Here is a 20,058-nt window from a genome sequence, read left to right on the forward strand (position 1 = left end):
CAACGGCCTTAACTAATCACATTCATTTCTTTGCCAATCTTAATAAAGGCTGTTATAGCTTGATCAAGCTGCTCTTTAGTATGTGCCGCTGAAATTTGTGTGCGAATTCTTGCTTGCCCTTTTGGTACCACAGGAAAAGAAAAACCAATAACATATATTCCTTCAGCCAAAAGCTTATTAGCCATATCACTTGCTACTTTGGCATCCCCTAACATCACAGGTACAATGGCGTGATTAGCGCCCGCACAAGTAAAACCAGCTGCTTCCATATTGTTGCGAAAATAAGCCGTATTATCTATTAAGGTTTTACGTAATTCACCACCTTCTGCCAATAATTGTAGTACCCGTAATGAAGCATTCACAATTGCTGGCGCTAACGAGTTAGAGAATAAATATGGACGCGAACGTTGACGTAACCATTCAACCACTTCTTTTTTAGCAGAGGTAAAGCCGCCCGATGCTCCACCCATGGCTTTACCTAAGGTGCCAGTTATAATATCAACACGACCCATCACATCACAAAACTCATGACTACCACGACCATGTTCGCCAACAAAACCAACCGCATGAGAATCATCAACCATTACCATTGCATTATACTTATCCGCTAAATCACAAACGCCTTTAAGATTGGCAATAACACCATCCATTGAAAACACACCGTCAGTGGCAATTAGCTTAAAACGAGCTCCAGACTCCTCAGCAGCAATAAGGCTTTGCTTTAATGCCGCCATATCATTGTTAGCATAACGAAAACGTTTAGCTTTACATAAGCGCACACCATCAATAATAGAGGCATGGTTTAAAGCATCACTAATAATAGCGTCTTCACTGGTTAATATGGTTTCAAATAAACCCGCATTAGCATCAAAACAAGAAGAATATAGAATAGTATCTTCCATACCTAAAAATTTGCTAATACCCTGCTCTAACATTTTATGAATATCTTGCGTACCACAAATAAAGCGCACTGAAGCCATACCAAAACCATGCTCATCTAAGCCTGTTTTTGCTGCAGCAATGAGTTCAGGGTGATTAGCCAAACCTAAATAGTTATTGGCGCAAAAGTTAATAACCTGCTCACCAGTATTTACCGCTATTTTAGCTTGTTGGGCGGTAGTAATAATTCGCTCAGCTTTATACAATCCCTCAACTTTCACTTGATCTATTTGTGTTTGAATATTTTGATAAAAAGTTGCTGATTTATTTTCTAACATTTAATTCAATCCACTGGGAAATGTCATTAATTAACGACTTTTCACGAGCAATCAGATGATAACCATAACGGCCACCTTTGAATATTTGCATTTTTGATTTTTCTGAACCGTTCCAAGAGAATAATTCCTGTACAACTTGATAGCTATCAGCGTGATGTGCTGAAGTAACAAAATAACTAGGAATATCAATTAAATTTTTATAACGCTCTTTATCCGCATAAGTCATTTGTGGTGTGATCATAACGATAGAATTCAACAAGATTTTCTCTGCTAACGCAACCCCATAAGTTGAACTACAGCCGCTTGTAACAATAGCAATACCTTGGCTTGAATCAACCTTACTACGTAAAAATTGGTAAGCTGCTATCAAATCATCTTGCCAATAAGTAGTTAACAATGCCATTTCACTTTGATAACTCACAATGTCTGTAGCATTTTGTTTAATTAACTCTCGTGAAAATGCGGGTGAAACACTATCTCCATATCCTCGAAGGTCAAGTGCTAAGGCATGTAAACCTTGTTGAAAAAGACCATTCGCCATAGTGCTATAGCGACTACGATCACTTTTGCAATCATGCAACACAATAACGCCACCCGATCTTTTTCCACCCGCATAATAGTCAGCAACGAGTAAAAAATCATTGTCGACTCTTGCTTTGAATTTAACTTGTTGTGCATTACTTATCGAAGGGGTTTCTTTTTCATAACCATACGCATTAACTGACATGAGAAATATTAACGTCACCATTAAAGCGCTCAAAAGTGGGAAAAAATATTTTATTTTTTGTTGGCTAGGCATATTCATCAGTATTAATAGGCATTTAATCAAAGTTAGGTATAATCTATCATAAACTCACTATAGAACAATTTATGTTTGCGTTACTAATTTACCGAATAATATTACTATTACTTTTGCCTGTTATATTATTGGTGTTATTATTTCGCTCAATCCGTAACCCGCAATACCGCCAACGACTAAGTGAGCGCTTTGGCTTAATTTCAAAGCCATATAAAAAAAATGGCATTATTGTACACGCTGCTAGTGTCGGTGAAGTTATAGCGCTAACACCTCTTATTGAACAGCTATTGCAAACTTATCCTGAACTACCAATCACATTGACCACCTTTACCCCTACGGGCTCAGCGCAAGTAAAGAAACAGTTTTCATCACGAGTGCAACATAGCTTTTTACCCTTAGATATTCTCCCATGCACACAGCTTTTCTTATCACGATTACAACCTAAACTCATGATTTTTATGGAAACAGAGTTGTGGCCAAACCTAATTAACCAATGTGCAAAAAAGCAGATAAAGCTTTTATTAATTAACGGTAGATTGTCTGCTAATTCAATGAAAAGCTATAAAAAAATAAGCCCGTTGATTACACCAACACTCAATAGTTTTGATAAAATATTATGCCAAAGCCAAGATAATCTAACGAATTTTCTTCAACTAGGCGCACACAATAAGCGCTGTATGGTGTCTGGCAACCTTAAGTTTGATATCTGCATCAATACCACAATATTAGACAAAAAAGCTCAGTTAACAGCATTACTGCCTGAAAACAGGCAACTTTGGTTAGTCGCCAGTACCCACCAAGGGGATGAGGAAATTGCTTTAACGGCATTTAAACAAATTAAAGCCCTATTCCCAACGCTACTTTTAGTGCTAGTTCCTAGACACCCAGAGCGTTTTAATGCAGTTGAAAAACTTTGTCTTAGTCATGATTTTACACTGGTTAAGCGCAGTGATAATAATCCTGTAGAGTCACAAGACATCTGGCTCCTTGATACCCTGGGTGAATTAATGGCCGCTTATTCCTTAGCAGATATAGTCACCATGGGTGGCAGTTTTAGCCATATCGGCGGACACAACCCGTTGGAACCTGCCTTGTTTAAAAAACCTATTGTGGTTGGTAGTGATATGAGTAATTTTACTGATATTTTAAAACAATTAAAGCAACTTCAAGGCATAGTGCAACTACCCGTAAATCAAACCAGTACAAGGCAAGCATCTCAGCTAGCCAAAATGATTATTAATTTACTACAAGATAAACCAAAAGCAGAATTATTAGGCAAGCAAGCCCTTCAAGTTGTGATGAATAATCAAGGCGCAAGTGATCGTACATTGTCACAAGTGCAGGAACTAATGTCATGAATAACGGCTTACAGATAAAAACCTTTCAACAAGGTAAAAGCTACTGCCTTTACGATAGCCATGAAATTAATTCATTTGTACCCAACATGCTCGATGTAAGCTATTGGCAAAAGAAAAATACTATCACTGGCTCAGCACAAGGGCGTGGTACCACTTGGTTTGTTAAACACTCAGGCAAACCCAGCAAGCAAGAAAAGCACTGGGTATTGCGCCATTATTATCGCGGTGGTTTAATCGGTAAAATAATCAGCGACAGCTATTGGTTTACTTCACAGAAAAACACTCGAGCAGCGCGTGAGTTTGATTTACTGACTTACATGCAAAAATTGGCATTACCTGCACCGAAGCCTATTGCTTGTCGAGTTACTCGCCACGGATTGTTTTACAGCGCAGATCTACTGAGTAGCCGTATTGAACATGCTCAAGACTTAGTCGCATTATTATCAAAAACAACTTTATCAGACGCTTTGTGGAAAAAAATAGGCATAACGATTAAACGCTTTCATGATAATAATATTTATCATCATGATTTAAACGCGCATAATATTTTAATAGATAAAGATGACAATGTTTTTTTAATTGATTTTGATCGCGGAGAGGTCAGAAAAAATGACCAAGCAAGTTGGCAACAGGCTAATATGGCAAGATTACAACGCTCTTTTTTAAAAGAGTTTAACAAACTACCAACATTTCATTGGCAAGATGATAATTGGCGGCTACTGCTTGAAGGCTATCTTAGTCACTGAAGATGAACGACTTAGACCGGCTGCTATGCTACATTTATACCCGTGACCATTCAAAATGCATGTTTCAGTGGGAGAAAAAAACGATTTTGACAAGGCATTGATTGCAGGGAATGGTTGTTCCGGATAATGTGCTCCTGCATTATCTAATAAGCTACATCCATGTAGCGCCATTATCAAAATCAATAACGACGTATAAATCGTTTTTAGCCCCATCGTAGAAGCGCTTGAGCCATCCCATTTTATTGTTGCATCAAAGAAATAGGGAATAACCATGATTTAATTGATGCGCCTCAAACTGGAATGGCTCAAGCACTCTGAATCGAGCATTTTGAATGATTACGGGTATAATGCATCTTGATAACGCTGCTGATACATATCTCGCGCTTTAAGTAACCCAGGTAAAGAGGCCTCTGTGGTGTATGGGCGTAAAATAACTAATATTTTCAATACACCTTGGTAGAATACTGAATCATTAATTTCATTGACAATATTTTGAGTTTGATAAAAACTCACCCAAAATGTATTAATAAGACGTAAAATACTCACCATATCGACCAACTCTTCATCCTCAAATATTATAATATTTGCAGTACGAAGTGATACAAGTAACTGGCTAACCCGCTCAGCGATAGCGTGCTGAACTTCCACGTATTTTTCACGAAGACTTGGACTTTTACCAAGTAACACTGGCAAATTACTATAAAAGAAACGAAATTTCATTGTCGTTTGAAAGACAGAATCCATGTATAAAATAATGGCATCGAGTGGCTCAACTTCACTGGTTACTTGCGGAAAGGTATCAAGAAGTAGATTACGCGCATATTCTTCATATATAGACAAAATAATGTCTTCTTTATTACGAAAATGATAATACAAGTTACCAGGGCTTATACTTAAATGTGCTGCAATATGGTTCGTAGTAACATTTCGCTCTCCCTGCTCATTAAACAATGCAATACTCGCCTGAATTATCTTATCACGGGTCTTCATATTTTTGCTTCTTTTCCGTTGAGGATTATATCCAAGCAAACTCGACATAAGAATTCACTTGGATATAATCTAAAATCAATCAATCATAAGCTGTCTATCATACTACCAAAATTCGTCAATATTAAATGATTTTGAGTAAATACTTTAATATTAAATGATTTTTTTTAAATGTCTCTCTTGTCAAAAACTTACATAAGCTATTACAATAGCAACAAGAGTAACAATAGCCACTAAGGTTGACGTATAACTTATGAGCATAAGAGCAATTTATCCCGGCACCTTTGATCCTGTCACGAATGGGCACTCAGACTTAATAATTCGAGCTAGTAGGTTGTTTGACGAAGTTATTGTTGGCGTCGCTTCAAACCCCAGTAAAAAGCCTCGTTTTTCTCTTGAAAAAAGAGTCGATATGATTGAAGAAGTTACCACGGGGTTAAACAATGTCACTGTCGTTGGTTTTAGTGGTCTGCTAGTGGATTTTGCTAAAGACCATCAAGCTAAAGTGTTGATACGTGGTTTGCGCGCAGTGTCTGATTTTGAATATGAATTTCAATTAGCGAATATGAACCGACGGTTATCCCCTGACTTAGAAAGTGTTTTCCTAACGCCTGCTGAAGGTAATTCTTTTATTTCATCAACTTTAGTAAAAGAAGTGTCTTTGCATAATGGCGATGTCAGTCAATTTGTTCATCCTTCCGTTAAAGCAGCACTTGAACCAAAGCCAAGCTAGTTTTTCTGACAATTAGGACAATACACAGAGCTACGGTTTGACTGTCTAATTTCTAACAGAGTTTCTTTGCAGGTCAAGCAAGCTTGGCCTGCGCGACCATAAACAAAAAGTGATTGAGCAAAGTATCCAGGACGACCATCTGCTTGAGTAAAATCTTTTAGGGTTGTACCGCCTTGTTCGATGGCGGCGCTTAATACTTGTTTAATAATATCTGTTAATTTATTAAAACGTTGTTCGCTAATCTCTCCTGCTTTTGCCATTGGTAATATTCCGGCTTGAAACAGAGCTTCATTGGCATATATATTTCCCACGCCAACCACAATATGATTATTCATTAAAAAAGTTTTTATGGGTACTTTTCTATTTTTGGCTTTACTGAATAAATGCCCATGCGAAAAGTCATCACTTAACGGCTCAGGACCTAGCTTACTTAATAAGCCTTGCTCATCTTTATGCCCTTCAAACCAAAGTACTGCCCCAAAACGACGGGGATCATTCAAGCGTAACGTTGTACCATTGACAAAAACCAAATCAAAATGATCATGTTTGGCAACCGGTATACTTTTGTCAATTACGCGAATAGTGCCTGACATACCTAAATGTAAAAGCAAAGTACCGGTAGAAAAACGGAGTAATAAATATTTAGCCCTTCGATCTACCGCTATCACGCGTTGACCAACAATACTCTGTACTTCCTCAGGAATAGGCCAACGTAATCGCGCGTTACGCACAATAACGTTACTCACTTCATTATCAAGAACATGGGGACTAATGCCTAAACGACATACTTCAACTTCGGGTAATTCAGGCATATATATACTCATGACACTTCAAAATGTCTGTTTCAGGACGCCTGAGCAATTCATGATCAAGACGCTTATTTTTATTAATGGTTGTTCCCTTAAAAAAAGGAGCAACGACGAGCATGATTTTCTCAGGTGCCCCCGAAGAGCGTGTTTTAAAGGCTTACATACGGCGTTATTGATTTTGACAAGGAAATAGGCCATTCTCTTCAATCAATGCCTTGCCTCTAAGCCTTTAAATTCTCGCTGAAACGAGCATTTCGAGGTAACATGAGTATAACTATTTATTGATTGGAGCTAGTTGATGAGCGACGGCTTTAGGTAAAGCTAACCACAACTTATTTTGTAAATTGAATACCAATAACTGATCAACAAGAGGATACAGCATATAAACTAGCTCATGCTTATTTGTCGCCGTGTTAATTAAAACCTCAATACCTTTCAACCCTTCAACAACAATATCATCAGCTTGAACTAAACCGCTACTTTGCTGCCATGCTAACATCAGCTGCTCTATTTGTTGATTACTTAAATCTAGCAATAAGCCTTGACTGGTCATTTGCCATGCCCTGCCAACACGTTCAAATTTTAATTGGCGATTATCTGAAAAATTAATAACTAACGTTAAAATGACACTATGCTCAGGTAAAAGTAGCTTATCACTGCCGCTATCTCCTTCAGGAAATAAACGATCATTGGTGGCATTTATAAGTAAAATAATAATCATTACTGAAAAAATAATAACATTATTCCAGCCAGTTCGAGTTAGTTTCATAGATTAATAGACTTAGCGTAGATAATACCAATACAAATAAATATGTAATCATTCTAAATGGACTAAATACTCCAATAACGTCGTTGCTTTCAATCCCAATAGCGAGCTATTGCTCAATCAAGCTCCTTGCCTACACGGATGTAGGTACTTAGGTTTTGTCTGGAACTAAAAACCTGTGTTCTTGAAGATTTATCCTCATTAATATTTGATCACTAACTTACTAGTATTGGTATAATTTAATATTTAAAGTATGTATCTCTTTATCATACTGAATTTTTGGCAATAAAAAACCCGGTAAATACCGGGTTTTTAATAGAGACTAAAGTTAATTACTTAATTTTAGCTTCTTTATAGATCACGTGCTTACGAATGGTTGGATCAAATTTTTTGATTTCCATTTTTTCAGGCATAGTCTTTTTATTCTTATCAGTAGTATAAAAATGACCAGTACCGGCACTAGAAACTAAACGAATTTTATCGCGCATAATAATTCCTTAATTTTTCAAAAGTTAACACTAGGTTAAATTTTTTCGCCACGGGCACGGATGTCAGTTAATACTACATCAATACCTTTTTTATCGATAATACGCATTCCTTTCGGAGTTAAACGTAATTTAACGAAACGATTTTCACTCTCAACCCAAAAACGGTGAGATTGAAGGTTAGGTAAAAAACGACGACGAGTCGCGTTTCTTGCGTGAGAACGGTTGTTTCCAACCATTGGCACTTTGCCTGTTACTTGGCAAATTTTAGACATGTGAGTACTCCAATATTAATTTCAGCTCGAGCTATATGTTCCCCAAGACCGTCGTCTCGGGATCCTGAAAAAGGTGGCATATTATAGAGAAACTGAATTATGAATGCTAGCCCTAAGCGTAAAAAGCTAACAAAAAGGCTGCAGATCAATTTTAGTCATTAGTAATCAATAGATTATAATAGGTCTAACACCCAAAAACTCACCGCGCAGGTGAGTTTTTAGGTGTTTTTTAATACTTTTCGTTTTATTCGTCAACAAACCAGCAAAAAAGTAAGTCGGTTTAGCCCACATCTGATTCAAATAATTTTTTAATTTGCTCTTCTTGTTCTTTACTCGATAAATCATCAATTAAAATACGAATAATATGAGACTTAGCTAGATCTGTGCCCTCAGACAATTGTTTTAATTGTTCTATGGTGTTTTCACTCAACGTAAATGTTGCGCGCCTAAAAGGTGTGCTTTGAACATCCGCCAATTTTTTTCGCTCAATAAGACGCTTAGCATCATGTATTGCCTGTTTAAGGTTCATTTTACCGTGATTCTCATTACTAACTATTTGCGGCGTGCCTTTCGCATAGTTATCCGCATCAGCAATAAATTCATCAATGGTAAATTGTCCTTTAACCTTTCCCTTCGAATGGGGTCTGTCCTTGTTTTTCTTTAGATCAGTTAAACTCATGCGCATTGTCCGGTTTCATTGCCATTAGCTCTTCAGCTATAGCTATCATTTCGGCGGCAGCTTTACCACCGGGATCAATTTCAATAACCGATGAACCTAGCTCTTCACTATCGTCATAAACATTACGATTATACGTCAAAGCATCGAGAACATTAATACCAAATGAAGTACAAACGTCCTTAGCTTCTATAATCCGACGCGCTTGATTAGGCAATGAAGGACATTGAGTCATCACAAAAGAAGCCAACATTTTCGGATTAACCATTTTACAAGTACTGAGCATATCTTCCATATGAGGTACTGTTTTTAAATCACGTCGTTTAGGCCTTAGTGGAATAACAACGTGATCTGCTACTGACATTGCCGCGCGTAACGCTAAATTATCTTGGCCACCACAATCAACAACCACATAATCGTAATGTTGGGCTAAACTAAGTAAATCATTACGAATTTTACCGTAAAGTTGAATACAATTAATTGCAGGAAGAGATGGATCACTGTTGCGAGCCTGTATCCAATCTGATGTGGTACGCTGAGGATCACAATCAACCATTAATACTATGGCTTTTTTATTTCGGGCGAAATATACCGCTAAATTTTGCGCCAAGCAGCTTTTACCACTACCACCTTTTTCGCCACCCACTAATATCATCATATATTTTTCTTCCTAAATACTACCTAACTCTTGATTAAAAACAGAAGACTAGGCCAAGTGTTAATTATGGTCCAATTTTAACAAAAGCTTTTTACAGCCCGTTGTAGAAATATTAATTATTTTTATCAAGTACTAAAGCTATCTCAAACCAACCAGTATCTTGCTTGATACAGCGCAAAACTTTGCCATATAACTTTTGATTATTCGCAGATGCCGATTTAAAAATCACTGTAACAGCGGTTTGTACTGGCAAAGCGACATCACAATCAAGCCTCAAACCACCTCGAGAAAAATCTAAACAAACAATTTTTTTGCTTTTTTCTTGACCACTCTCATCCGTCCACATAATATCTATAAACTCTTTTTCCATATCCAAACGAAATGAACTACGGCGTTCCGACTCATCAATACTACTATCAGCCATAAAAGGATCCTTTTATTGATACCCGTTCCACTTGAAGATGCTCGAATCATGCATCTTCAAGTGGAACGGGTATATACTTAAATATTTAATATCCCCTAAAAGTAACTGGCATTGAACTATTTATCAACTTAAATCACTAATCTCATTGGAATATTGGAATATAGTCATGAAAGCTCGCTATTTTCTGCAAAGGAATAACACTGAGGCCCTGCAATTATCATGTGATCTAACACACGAATATCAACCAATTGTAATGCTTGCTCTAATTTGTGCGTTATTTGTTTATCGGCAATACTTGCTTCCGCTATTCCTGACGGATGATTATGGGCCAAAATAACGGCTGCTGCATGGTGTTTTAACGCCTGCTCCACTACAATTCTAGGATAAACGGCTGCCGCATCAAGCGTACCAAAAAATAACCGTTCAAATTTTAACACTTGATGTTGATTATCCAAAAAAAGTACGGCAAATACCTCTCTAGTTTCATGGCGTAGTTCGCTAATCAAATAATCTCGTGTCGCTTGTGATGACGTTAACGCACTGCCTTGTTGAACTAATTGTTCAGCCAAATAGCGTTTTGACATTTCTAAACAGGCTTGAAGTTGAACATATTTAGCGCTACCTAACCCATGCTGCTGACAAAACTCTTCTTGATTCGCGCGAAAAACATTGGCTAAACTACCAAAATTCAGTAATAAATTTCTTGATAAATCTACGACATTACAACCCTTCACCCCTGTTCTTAAAAAAATAGCCAGTAGCTCAGCATCACTCAAACTTACGGCGCCTAATTTAAGTAACTTCTCCCGCGGACGCTCCGCACTTGGCCAATTTTTTAAGGTTTGATCTTTAAATTCATTGTTTCTCAATAGGTCAGGTTTACACATACACGGCTTCCTTGCGTTTAATTAGTGTTTTCTATTTTTCAACATTCATAATAAATGCTATCGTATTACCAATATTTATAAGTTTAAGATTAGCAGATTATGCAAATTCTTCAGGACAAAAAAATTGTTCTTGGTATAAGTGGTGGTATAGCCGCTTACAAAATCCCAGAATTAGTACGTCGATTAAAAGAGCAAGGTGCTAACGTACGTGTTGTCATGACCGAAGGGGCTAAGGCATTTATCACGCCACTAACCTTACAAGCAGTATCAGGCAATGCCGTTGCTGATAGCTTACTTGATACTCAAGCAGAGCTTGCTATGGGACATATTGAGCTAGCAAAATGGGCCGATTTAATTATTATTGCCCCTGCAACTGCAGACATCATTGCTCGTATTACAGCAGGAATGGCAAATGATTTACTTACTACACTGTGTTTAGCAACCAATGCGCCTATTGCCCTTGCGCCCGCTATGAACCAACAAATGTGGCATGCTGTTGCGACACAGGCCAATGTAGCTACACTGAATGAACGTGGTTACCATCTTTGGGGGCCCGGTAGTGGCGAACAGGCCTGTGGCGATATTGGCTTAGGTCGCATGTTAGAAATCAGTGAATTAGTCAATTTAAGTAATGATTTTTTTGCTGATAAATATTTACAAGGTCAACACTGGGTTATTACCGCAGGACCCACCCGTGAAGCAATTGATCCCGTGCGCTATATTTCAAACCATAGCTCAGGTAAAATGGGTTATGCTATTGCTCAAGCAGCCTTACGAGCTGGTGCAGAAGTTACTTTAATTTCAGGTGCTGTTGCTATTAGCCCGCCTATTGGCTGCCAATTAATACCGGTTATTAGCGCTGACGAAATGCATCAACAAGCACTTAACTATGCAAAAAAATGCACAACTTTTGTTGCTTGTGCCGCTGTTGCTGATTATCGCGTTGCAAATATCGCCGAACAAAAAATCAAGAAAACAAATGATGCCATGCAACTTGAGTTAGTTAAAAATGATGATATTGTTGCCGATGTGGCCAGTTTAACTGATAAACCCTTTATTATTGGCTTTGCTGCGGAAACACAAAATGTAGAACATTATGCCCGTGGTAAATTAATGCGTAAGAATCTTGATTTAATTGCTGCAAATGATGTGGCAAAATCAGGACAAGGATTTAACAGTGAGAATAACGCGTTAACGTTATTTAGCGCGATTGATAAAACTGAAATACCTTTAGCCAATAAGCAGATTATCGCCAAAAAATTAGTCTCGCTAATTAACCAACATTTTTTAGCAAAGCAGAACTAAAGTTAATTAAATTATTATAACGATAAAATTATTAAATAGAGAACACCTTACTATGCCCGTTAGTCCCAAAAGCACACAGAAATCTGCGCAAAAGATTAATCGCAAACAACAAATATTAGAGTGCTTAGCACTTATGTTGGAATCAAGCCCCGGCCAACGAATTACTACGGCAAAGTTAGCTGAAAAAGTAGGCGTATCAGAAGCTGCATTATATCGCCACTTCCCATCGAAAGCGCGTATGTTTGAAGGCTTAATTGACTTTATTGAAGAGTCCATTTTTTCCCGTATCAACTTAATTTTAACCGATCACAAAGAAACCCTAGTCCGCTGTCATCATATTTTACATGTGTTGCTCATTTTTGCTGAGCGTAATCCTGGCATGTGTCGTATTTTATCAGGTGATGCCTTAATGGGTGAAAATGAACGTTTACACAGTAGAGTACATCAATTTTTCGAAAAGCTTGAATCTCAATTTAAGCAAGTATTACGTGAACGAAAGTTACGTGAAGGTAAAACCTTTAGTATCAGCGAACAAGCCCTTGCTAACATTTTAGTCTCATTTGCGGAAGGAAAAATTTGTCAATATGTTCGGTCTGGCTTTGATAAAAAACCAAGCAGTGACTTTAATGAACAATGGCAATTTTTAATGGCAAGTAAATAACCCTTCGACCCTTCGACCCTTCGACAAGCTCAGGGCAAGCGGCTCAGGGAGAAAACAAAAAGAACCCGTTCATCCTGAGCGTCTCCGTTCGTCCTGAGCGTCTCCGTTCGTCCTGAGCGCGAAGCAGTCGAAGGGAGCAGTCGAAGGAAGGACAAGTAAAATTTAACATACAGGGCTTATTTTGTTGAATCTGAGCGAGAACAGTCAAAACATTTATGAAGGATCCCCTCATGAGCACATTATCACAACTGAAGCCGGCTAGTTTATGGCAATTATTTGAAAAAATTTGCAGCATTCCTCATCCATCAAAGCATGAACAAAAAATATCCCTTTGGATCCAATCTTGGGCAAATGAGCTTGGTTTATCTGTCAAAGAAGATGCTATTGGTAATTTATTCATTAAAAAACCAGCAACTCAAGGCATGGAAGATCGCCAAGGCATTATTTTACAAGCGCACATGGACATGGTTCCGCAAAAGAATAATGATACTGATCACAACTTTGAAACCGACCCCATTCGCCCTTATATTATCAACGAAAGTGATGGCGACTGGGTAACTGCTGATGGCACTACCTTAGGTGCAGACAACGGTGTTGGTTTAGCCTCTGCTTTAGCGGTATTAGCCAGTAATGATATTCCCCATGGGCCAATTGAAGTGTTAGTCACTATTGACGAAGAAGCCGGAATGAGCGGCGCATTTGGTTTAGAAGCCGGATGGCTCGACGGTGATATTTTAATTAACACCGACTCAGAGCAAGAAGGTGAAGTCTATATGGGCTGTGCTGGCGGCATTGATGGCTCTGCTACATTCGCACTAGAATTTGAAAACGTTCCTAATAATTTTCAAGCTTTTAACTTATCACTCTCCGGATTAAAAGGTGGCCACTCAGGTGTTGATATTCACACCGGACGCGCCAATGCAAACAAGTTGTTGGTGCGTTTTTTACTTGACGCCAGTAATCAGTTTGACATTCGTTTAACTGAGCTTAACGGTGGTAGTTTACGTAACGCTATTCCACGCGAAGCAAATGCTAGCTTTGTTATCGCAAAAAGCCAAGTCAAGCGATTAAAATCTGCATTATCACTTTACCTATCGACAATCAAAGCTAACTTAAGCGCCATTGAAACTGATATTGATATACTACTAATCTCGCCAGAAGACTTTGAGCAATGCTGGGATAGCATAACGCAAAATAACATTTTACGTGCGCTCAATGCTTGCCCTAATGGCGTTATTCGCATGAGTGATGATATTGAAGGTATAGTAGAAAGCTCATTAAACCTTGGTGTTATTCACACCCGAGGGAAAAAATTAAATGCCTTAGTGCTTATTCGTAGCTTACATGATGATGGGCGTTTAGAAACCCAACGTACAGTACAGTCTGTATTTGAGTTAGCTGGCGCTGATATACAGTTTAGTGGCGCGTATCCCGGTTGGAAACCTGATACTGACTCCGCTATTATGAAAACTGTACGTGATACCTATCAAGAGTTATTTGGTAAAATACCCGCAGTGATGGTTATTCACGCAGGTTTGGAGTGTGGCTTATTCAAAACCGCTTACCCACACTGGGATATGGTTTCAATTGGACCAACAATTAAGTTCCCCCATTCACCCGATGAAAAAATAGAAATTGCCACCGTTGCACAATATTGGCAATTACTGACTGCTGTATTAGCCAAAGTACCGAAAATAAACGATTATACCCGCTCTACTTGAAGATACTCGTTTCAGGAAGTCTGAGTAATTCATAATCAAGGCGCATTTTTTTATTAAGGGTCACTCCCTTGAAAAATAACACAACGCAGAGTATGGTTTTCTCAGCCTTCCCCAAGGGGCCGGTTTAGAAACGCTTTATGTTGCGTTATTGATATTGAGAAGGGCGCTACATGGATGTAGGTACTTAGCTTCAGTCGGGAACTATGAACCTGTGCCTAAAGACGTTTCTAATTCCAGCTGAATCATGCATAATCAAGTGGAACGGGTATATAATAAACATAAATAGCAGATAACAAACAAGTCCGATTGGTTATCTGGTATTATTCCGTTAGAATGACTAAATCACTTCTAAGGAACTATTTTATGATTCAGCCACAAAAAATAATAATAGCTGATGATCACCCTTTATTTAGACAAGCATTATTAGGCACATTGAAACCCAAGCTAAATTACACCAACTGGCTTGAAGCACAAACAATCGCTGAACTTGAACAACAACTACAAGAAAATAGTGACAGTGACCTTTTATTACTCGATTTAAATATCCCAGGTGCTCATGGCTTTAGTACACTCATTCATGTACGAAACCACTTTCCTCAAATTCCTGTAGTCGTTATTTCAGCACATGAAGATCATGTAACTATTAGCAAAGCGATGAAGTATGGAGCAGCGGGATTTGTTCCAAAATCGACGCCTGTTGATGATATTTTGGCAGCGATATTGAAAGTTTTATCCGGTGATATTTGGCTACCTGAATCATTTGAAAACAGCAAAGAAGATCATGAAAATTGTGATATTGCATCACGTGTTGCCAGCTTAACTCAGCAGCAATACCGTATATTAATGATGTTTGCCCAAGGTTTACTTAATAAACAAATTGCCTATGATCTACATGTTTCAGAAGCCACTATAAAAGCGCATGCTACCGCAATATTTCGTAAATTAGATGTACGAAACCGAACTCAAGCGGTTATCGCTATTGCTCAATTAGACTTAACAGAAGCAGGTTTTAAATAAACGTTAATTCTAGGCGTAATCTATTGCGCCTTTTCAGACTAAAATTCAACCTACATTCACTACTAATACCCATAATCCTCTTGTAATTTCTGCGCTAACTTAGCGCTCATCATCGCTCTAAGTGCCGCAGGTTTAACCAGCTTACGCATAAAGCCAACATCGGCATTTTTTGCCTTCTCTTCAATGCCATTCTCTGAAGTCGCCGTAATTAATATAGCAGGTATAGAATAATTACCTTCTCGTCGCAGATCAGCGATTAAGGTTAAGCCATCTGCTTGATGGCCTACTGGTAACCCCGATTGATAACCCAATTGATAATCAACTAATAAAATATCAATCTCATTTCGATGGTTAGCAAATTCCTGTAATGCTGTTTCACGTGAATCAGCAGCATAAATATTACATTGCCATGCCGACAGTAATTCCACCATGCCACTCAAAACATCTGGGTCATTATCAATACACAGCACAGTGATATCTTTTAAACCCGTACTCATCGTTGGCATTGCTATTTTTGGTTTGGCCATTAATTGAGTCGCTTTCTCTACCGAAATAGAAAATTTACAACCTTGCATTTCTCTCGACTGTAAACTTAATGAATGTCCTAATAATTGCACTAATGATTGGGTAATGTTTAGGCCTAAACCTAAGCCTCTAGCTGACTGACTAGTAGGTGTGTCTAATTGAGTGAATTGTTCGAAAACTACCCCCTGTTTTTCTAAAGGAATTCCAGGACCATTATCTAATATTTGAATAAAAACCTGATCATTAGACACCCGTGCACCCAATAGCACTTTCCCAGGACTAGCATAACGAAATGCATTGCCAACTAAGTTTTGAATGATTCGTCTTAATAAGTGTTGATCCGATTTAACCCATGCCTTGCTTCCCACTAACCTAAATTCAACATTTTGCTCGACAGCCAAAGCAGAAAATTCTTGCGCTAAATCTTCAAACAGCTCATTTAAGGCAAATACTTCAATATGCGGTTTTATGTTCCCACTTTCTAAACGAGCAATTTCTGCTAAATCAGCCAACAAATCATTTGCAGCCTTAAGAGACCTATCAATATTGTCTACTTGTCTTTGTTGCTCCGACGATAAATCTTGTTGCTCCGTTAATGCTGAAGTAAATAAACGGGCAGCTTCCAAAGGTTGCATTAAATCGTGGCTACAGGCTTTTAAATATTGGCTTTTTTTAATATGGGCTTGTTCAGCTTTATCATGGGCGTTCGCTAATGCTTCATTGGTTTTGGCTAAAGTGAGCGTACGCTCATATACTCGCGTTTCTAAATCTAAATTAGCTTCTTTTAATACTTGCTCGGCTTGACGATAAGCGGTGATGTCGGAAAACAACATAACAAAACCACCATCAGGTAATGGATTACCTTCAATACGAACAGTTTGACCATTGGCTTGTTGTCGCTCTGAGCTATGAGAGCTGCCTTTACGCAAATATTCAAGACGTCTAAAGACTTGATTATCAATATCGCCTGTACCACAATAACCGCTTCTAACATTATGACGAATCAATGATTCAACAGGGCAACCCACATAAACAATGTCAGAAGGATAATCAAATAAGTCCAAATATTTTTTATTCCATGCGACAAGCTTTAAATCTTCATCAACAATAGAAATACCTTCACTCGCATTTTCTATTGCACTCTGTAATAAATTTTGTGAAAATTGCTGCTTTTGACTGGAAGCATCTTCAACTAATACCGCCAACTCATCTAGGGCAATATCTCTACCATCAAGCGCTGAAGATAATACCAAGCGCGCTGATGACGCTCCCATTACTAGCGCTAAAGTACTTTCAGTATGTTGCAGCAATAGTTGATTATAAGTTGCGTTACCTAGTTGTTTTTTATCATTAGAGGAAAGAAATATACTAAAACTCGCTTTAGCCTTAGACTCGCCAACAAAGCGAGAAGCCAATAACTCTAATTCACTCACATCTAGCTGACGTTTCTTTTCTACTTTCAATAAAGTGGGTGATTGCCACTCTAAAAATAATGAGGCTTGCACCCGTTCTTGTACACTTTGTCGGCTTATTTGTGATAGCGCCCACATCACGATAATATTCGCCGCTAAACTAAATAAGCTTGCCGTAGTTTTAGCAGGTAACATACCTTCAGCAAAAGGGGAAGCATACAAACCAAATTGTGGTAAAAAGTTTAAACTCAACCATAAGATAAAGCCAACTAATATACCTGCATAAACGCCCACCAAACTGGCTCGTCGCCAATAAAAAGCTACCACTAATGCTGGTGTTAGTTGTGCAAAAGCACCAAAAGCAACTTCGCCTAATGAAGATAAAGTATCAGGCGATGCCATGACAAAAACAGCGTATCCCGACATGATAACAAAGAGGATTAAAAACTTACGTATGTTTAATAAGCGTTGCCTAAAAGTATCATAATTGGTTTGTGCTACATTTTGTTGGCGATAAAGAAACGGAAAAACAATTTCATTACTCAGCATAGTACTTAAAGCGAGAGCTGAGATAATTACCATAGAACTCGCTGCAGACACCGCACCAAGAAAAGTAAACAAGGTTAACCACGTTTGTCCTCCAACGCCTGGCAAGAACAAGACATAGGTATCCGTAGGGACAGTATCTCCTAATAATAATTGCCCCGCTAAACCTAACGGTGCGGCAAAAAAAGCAAAAATAAGAACATATAGAGGAAATACCCGTCGACCTAACCAAGTATCTTTTTGATCTTTCAGCTCAACTACCATTACCTGAAACTGTCTTGGTAACGATAAAAATGCCGCCATAACAATGACTAACATAGCTACCATTGCACTAATATTATCAACATTCATTTGCTGTTCAAGTTTCAAACTAGCGCCTGATTGTCGCCATATATCTAAAGGCGAGTCGAATAAAGAAAAACAAACAAATAAACCCACCGCAATAAAAGCAATAAGTTTAACTAATGACTCAAAGGCAATCGCCAACATTACCCCAGGATGTCGCTCGGTAACATCAATATTTCGAATGCCAAATAAGATGGTAAAAAGCACCAACACTAAACTGACTACTAAACCAATATCCCAACTCGCAAGGCTTTGATCAATTTGTAACTGCTGAAAGGTATACACCATCGCTTTAATTTGCAAAGCGATGTAGGGCATAGTGCCGACAAACGCAACAATAGTAACAATGATGGCAAGATTATGTGATTTACCAAAACGTGCTGCGAGCAAATCAGCAATAGAGGTTAGATTTAGTTTTAAGCTAACGCGAATAATACGTTGAATAAAAGGCCAAGCAAAAACAAATAAGAGTATTGGCCCAAGATAAATAGGAATATGTGACAAAAAACCTGAGGCAGATTGCCCTGTTGTCCCTAAAAAACTCCATGAAGTACAGTATACACCTAGCGTTAAAGCATAAATGATTCCTTGCCCTTTTTTCGCTAATTGGTGTTTATATTTATCCCCTAAAAAGGCGATAAAAAACAACAAGCCAATGTAAGTTAAACTGATACTGACTAATTGCCAATTGGGAAACATTGTGACTCTCTATCGTTGTCATTCTGAACGAAATCAGAATCTAAAAGCTATACCCGTTCCACTTGAAAATGCTCGTTTCAGGAAGTCTGAGTGATTCATAATCAAGGCACATTTTTTATTAAGGGTTATTCAGGAGAATATGCTCCTGCATTCTCTAATAAGCTACATCCATGTAGCGTCCTTAAAAACAAATGTAACGCAGAGTATGATTTGCTCAGCCTTCCCCAAGGGGCTGGTTTAGAAACGCTTTATGCTGCGTTATTGATTTAGAGAAGGGAGTAATCATTCTCTTCAATCAATGCCTTGCCTAAAGGCGTTTCTAATTCCAGCTGAATCATGCATTTTCAAGTGGAACGGGTATAAATACTAAGAATAGCAATATATCTAACTAGTTTCATCCTGATAAATACTACTTTTAGCTATTTGGTGTTAAATAGTTGCGCAGCCATATAAAAACTTTGCTAGACTTTCCGCGAAACCAAGGAGTGCGATTTTATTTTTATAAAATAAATATCCAATCGCTGAGATGTTGATGATATCAACAAACCCTTTGAACCTGGACGAGAATTAGTCAATAACTTAACAGTTATCGATTAATATACCCGGCGTAGGAATGGTTAGTGATCAAATCACAGTCTATTCAAGATAACCTCCCAGTGCCGGGTCCCATAGTATTTATTTTTTCATACTAATGAGATCTTTATGAATTTTACCAAATCTACACTAACACTCGCTGTTTCTTCTGTATTAATTTTTAGCTTAAGTGCTACCGCTAATGAAAAGAAAACGTCAAACTCTACTATTGAAGTTATAACTGTCAACAGTGACTTTCGTCATCAAAACCTATTAAAAACACCTTCTTCATTATCGGTATTAACTGATATTGAAATTAAACAACGCAATGCCCAACACCTTGAGGAATTAATAGCGGCTAGTCCCAACGTTAATTTTGCCAGTGGCTCACAACGTGCTCGTTATTATCAAATCCGCGGCATTGGTGAACGTAG

20 protein-coding genes are annotated in these 20,058 nt (G+C 38.1%); 8 read left to right on the forward strand and 12 right to left on the reverse strand.

Annotated elements, in window-relative coordinates:
* Positions 1 to 8: 8 nt before the first annotated feature.
* Both DWA31_RS02065 and DWA31_RS02070 read right to left on the reverse strand, forming a co-directional pair.
* The gene (locus DWA31_RS02065) at positions 9 to 1,217 is read right to left on the reverse strand and encodes a glycine C-acetyltransferase (RefSeq protein ID WP_114325006.1); all 1,209 of its coding nucleotides are present in this window, start codon (positions 1,215 to 1,217) and stop codon (positions 9 to 11) included.
* Positions 1,204 to 1,944, reverse strand: coding sequence for an alpha/beta hydrolase (locus DWA31_RS02070; RefSeq protein WP_114325007.1), 741 nt, complete (start codon positions 1,942 to 1,944; stop codon positions 1,204 to 1,206). Before DWA31_RS02070 ends, DWA31_RS02065 begins: the two co-directional genes overlap by 14 nt.
* A 143-nt stretch (positions 1,945 to 2,087) precedes the next feature.
* Here DWA31_RS02070 and waaA point away from each other — a divergent pair, with 143 nt between their 5' ends.
* Positions 2,088 to 3,374: a lipid IV(A) 3-deoxy-D-manno-octulosonic acid transferase gene (gene waaA / locus DWA31_RS02075; RefSeq protein ID WP_114325008.1), complete on the forward strand. Its 1,287-nt coding sequence runs from the start codon at positions 2,088 to 2,090 to the stop codon at positions 3,372 to 3,374.
* The gene (locus tag DWA31_RS02080; protein ID WP_114325009.1) at positions 3,371 to 4,120 is read left to right on the forward strand and encodes a 3-deoxy-D-manno-octulosonic acid kinase; all 750 of its coding nucleotides are present in this window, start codon (positions 3,371 to 3,373) and stop codon (positions 4,118 to 4,120) included. Before waaA ends, DWA31_RS02080 begins: the two co-directional genes overlap by 4 nt.
* A gap of 336 nt (positions 4,121 to 4,456) precedes the next feature.
* On the opposite strand, the gene DWA31_RS02085 is transcribed toward DWA31_RS02080, so the two are convergent.
* A complete protein-coding gene (locus DWA31_RS02085) occupies positions 4,457 to 5,110 on the reverse strand; it encodes a TetR/AcrR family transcriptional regulator (protein WP_114325010.1) in 654 nt (217 codons plus the stop codon).
* A 250-nt stretch (positions 5,111 to 5,360) separates the two neighbouring features.
* Here DWA31_RS02085 and coaD point away from each other — a divergent pair, with 250 nt between their 5' ends.
* The gene (coaD, locus tag DWA31_RS02090; RefSeq protein ID WP_114325011.1) at positions 5,361 to 5,840 is read left to right on the forward strand and encodes a pantetheine-phosphate adenylyltransferase; all 480 of its coding nucleotides are present in this window, start codon (positions 5,361 to 5,363) and stop codon (positions 5,838 to 5,840) included.
* Here the strand turns inward: coaD and mutM are convergent.
* The 8 genes from mutM to radC form a co-directional block, all read right to left on the reverse strand.
* Complete coding sequence (mutM, locus tag DWA31_RS02095; protein WP_114325034.1) at positions 5,837 to 6,652, reverse strand: bifunctional DNA-formamidopyrimidine glycosylase/DNA-(apurinic or apyrimidinic site) lyase; 816 nt, start codon at positions 6,650 to 6,652, stop codon at positions 5,837 to 5,839. The genes coaD and mutM overlap by 4 nt on opposite strands.
* 271 nt (positions 6,653 to 6,923) lie before the next feature.
* On the reverse strand, positions 6,924 to 7,418 hold the full coding sequence (locus DWA31_RS02105) for a hypothetical protein (RefSeq protein WP_114325013.1): 495 nt from the start codon (positions 7,416 to 7,418) through the stop codon (positions 6,924 to 6,926).
* A gap of 329 nt (positions 7,419 to 7,747) precedes the next feature.
* Positions 7,748 to 7,903: a 50S ribosomal protein L33 gene (gene rpmG / locus DWA31_RS02110; protein ID WP_011041084.1), complete on the reverse strand. Its 156-nt coding sequence runs from the start codon at positions 7,901 to 7,903 to the stop codon at positions 7,748 to 7,750.
* 35 nt (positions 7,904 to 7,938) lie between these two features.
* Positions 7,939 to 8,175 carry a 50S ribosomal protein L28 gene (rpmB, locus tag DWA31_RS02115; protein WP_114325014.1) on the reverse strand — a complete coding sequence of 79 codons (237 nt, stop codon included), beginning with the start codon at positions 8,173 to 8,175 and terminating at the stop codon, positions 7,939 to 7,941.
* Positions 8,176 to 8,455: 280 nt separating this feature from the next.
* Complete coding sequence (locus tag DWA31_RS02120) at positions 8,456 to 8,854, reverse strand: hypothetical protein (RefSeq protein WP_114325015.1); 399 nt, start codon at positions 8,852 to 8,854, stop codon at positions 8,456 to 8,458.
* The gene (locus DWA31_RS02125) at positions 8,841 to 9,509 is read right to left on the reverse strand and encodes an AAA family ATPase (protein ID WP_114325016.1); all 669 of its coding nucleotides are present in this window, start codon (positions 9,507 to 9,509) and stop codon (positions 8,841 to 8,843) included. The genes DWA31_RS02120 and DWA31_RS02125 overlap by 14 nt, the downstream gene beginning before the upstream one ends.
* A gap of 112 nt (positions 9,510 to 9,621) precedes the next feature.
* A complete protein-coding gene (locus DWA31_RS02130; RefSeq protein WP_114325017.1) occupies positions 9,622 to 9,933 on the reverse strand; it encodes a PilZ domain-containing protein in 312 nt (103 codons plus the stop codon).
* A 164-nt stretch (positions 9,934 to 10,097) separates the two neighbouring features.
* Positions 10,098 to 10,820, reverse strand: a complete 723-nt coding sequence (gene radC / locus DWA31_RS02135) for a RadC family protein (protein WP_114325018.1) — start codon at positions 10,818 to 10,820, stop codon at positions 10,098 to 10,100.
* 99 nt (positions 10,821 to 10,919) lie between these two features.
* Between radC and coaBC the strand changes: the two genes are divergently transcribed.
* The 4 genes from coaBC (at position 10,920) to DWA31_RS02155 (ending at position 15,524) form a co-directional block, all read left to right on the forward strand.
* Entirely contained in the window at positions 10,920 to 12,125 is a 1,206-nt protein-coding gene (coaBC, locus tag DWA31_RS02140; RefSeq protein ID WP_114325019.1) for a bifunctional phosphopantothenoylcysteine decarboxylase/phosphopantothenate--cysteine ligase CoaBC, read from the forward strand.
* Positions 12,126 to 12,177: 52 nt separating this feature from the next.
* Positions 12,178 to 12,786, forward strand: coding sequence for a nucleoid occlusion factor SlmA (gene slmA, locus DWA31_RS02145; RefSeq protein ID WP_114325020.1), 609 nt, complete (start codon positions 12,178 to 12,180; stop codon positions 12,784 to 12,786).
* A gap of 230 nt (positions 12,787 to 13,016) precedes the next feature.
* Entirely contained in the window at positions 13,017 to 14,507 is a 1,491-nt protein-coding gene (locus tag DWA31_RS02150; RefSeq protein WP_114324871.1) for an aminoacyl-histidine dipeptidase, read from the forward strand.
* A 363-nt stretch (positions 14,508 to 14,870) separates the two neighbouring features.
* The gene (locus tag DWA31_RS02155) at positions 14,871 to 15,524 is read left to right on the forward strand and encodes a response regulator transcription factor (RefSeq protein WP_114324872.1); all 654 of its coding nucleotides are present in this window, start codon (positions 14,871 to 14,873) and stop codon (positions 15,522 to 15,524) included.
* Between the two features lie 62 nt (positions 15,525 to 15,586).
* Here DWA31_RS02155 and DWA31_RS02160 read toward each other — a convergent pair whose 3' ends face one another.
* Positions 15,587 to 19,051: a hybrid sensor histidine kinase/response regulator gene (locus DWA31_RS02160; protein ID WP_114324873.1), complete on the reverse strand. Its 3,465-nt coding sequence runs from the start codon at positions 19,049 to 19,051 to the stop codon at positions 15,587 to 15,589.
* Between the two features lie 702 nt (positions 19,052 to 19,753).
* On the opposite strand from DWA31_RS02160, the gene DWA31_RS02170 reads away from it, so the two are divergent.
* The coding region (locus tag DWA31_RS02170; protein ID WP_168427263.1) for a TonB-dependent receptor plug domain-containing protein at positions 19,754 to 20,058 on the forward strand (305 nt) is incomplete at its 3' end.

It is taken from the genome of Candidatus Colwellia aromaticivorans, from assembly GCF_003333305.1.
Classification (GTDB): Bacteria; Pseudomonadota; Gammaproteobacteria; order Enterobacterales; family Alteromonadaceae; genus Colwellia; species Colwellia aromaticivorans.

What these genes read in the sequence shown, in the direction of transcription:
- coaBC (WP_114325019.1), top strand. Translation starts at nt 10,920, where the DNA reads ATGCAAATTCTTCAGGACAAAAAAATTGTTCTTGGTATAAGTGGTGGT.
- DWA31_RS02130 (WP_114325017.1), bottom strand. Translation starts at nt 9,933, where the DNA reads ATGGCTGATAGTAGTATTGATGAGTCGGAACGCCGTAGTTCATTTCGT.
- DWA31_RS02065 (WP_114325006.1), bottom strand. Translation starts at nt 1,217, where the DNA reads ATGTTAGAAAATAAATCAGCAACTTTTTATCAAAATATTCAAACACAA.
- DWA31_RS02160 (WP_114324873.1), bottom strand. Translation starts at nt 19,051, where the DNA reads ATGTTTCCCAATTGGCAATTAGTCAGTATCAGTTTAACTTACATTGGC.
- DWA31_RS02150 (WP_114324871.1), top strand. Translation starts at nt 13,017, where the DNA reads ATGAGCACATTATCACAACTGAAGCCGGCTAGTTTATGGCAATTATTT.
- radC (WP_114325018.1), bottom strand. Translation starts at nt 10,820, where the DNA reads ATGTGTAAACCTGACCTATTGAGAAACAATGAATTTAAAGATCAAACC.
- DWA31_RS02085 (WP_114325010.1), bottom strand. Translation starts at nt 5,110, where the DNA reads ATGAAGACCCGTGATAAGATAATTCAGGCGAGTATTGCATTGTTTAAT.
- DWA31_RS02105 (WP_114325013.1), bottom strand. Translation starts at nt 7,418, where the DNA reads ATGAAACTAACTCGAACTGGCTGGAATAATGTTATTATTTTTTCAGTA.
- DWA31_RS02120 (WP_114325015.1), bottom strand. Translation starts at nt 8,854, where the DNA reads ATGAGTTTAACTGATCTAAAGAAAAACAAGGACAGACCCCATTCGAAG.
- DWA31_RS02080 (WP_114325009.1), top strand. Translation starts at nt 3,371, where the DNA reads ATGAATAACGGCTTACAGATAAAAACCTTTCAACAAGGTAAAAGCTAC.
- mutM (WP_114325034.1), bottom strand. Translation starts at nt 6,652, where the DNA reads ATGCCTGAATTACCCGAAGTTGAAGTATGTCGTTTAGGCATTAGTCCC.
- DWA31_RS02070 (WP_114325007.1), bottom strand. Translation starts at nt 1,944, where the DNA reads ATGTCAGTTAATGCGTATGGTTATGAAAAAGAAACCCCTTCGATAAGT.
- rpmG (WP_011041084.1), bottom strand. Translation starts at nt 7,903, where the DNA reads ATGCGCGATAAAATTCGTTTAGTTTCTAGTGCCGGTACTGGTCATTTT.
- coaD (WP_114325011.1), top strand. Translation starts at nt 5,361, where the DNA reads ATGAGCATAAGAGCAATTTATCCCGGCACCTTTGATCCTGTCACGAAT.
- waaA (WP_114325008.1), top strand. Translation starts at nt 2,088, where the DNA reads ATGTTTGCGTTACTAATTTACCGAATAATATTACTATTACTTTTGCCT.
- DWA31_RS02155 (WP_114324872.1), top strand. Translation starts at nt 14,871, where the DNA reads ATGATTCAGCCACAAAAAATAATAATAGCTGATGATCACCCTTTATTT.
- slmA (WP_114325020.1), top strand. Translation starts at nt 12,178, where the DNA reads ATGCCCGTTAGTCCCAAAAGCACACAGAAATCTGCGCAAAAGATTAAT.
- rpmB (WP_114325014.1), bottom strand. Translation starts at nt 8,175, where the DNA reads ATGTCTAAAATTTGCCAAGTAACAGGCAAAGTGCCAATGGTTGGAAAC.
- DWA31_RS02125 (WP_114325016.1), bottom strand. Translation starts at nt 9,509, where the DNA reads ATGATGATATTAGTGGGTGGCGAAAAAGGTGGTAGTGGTAAAAGCTGC.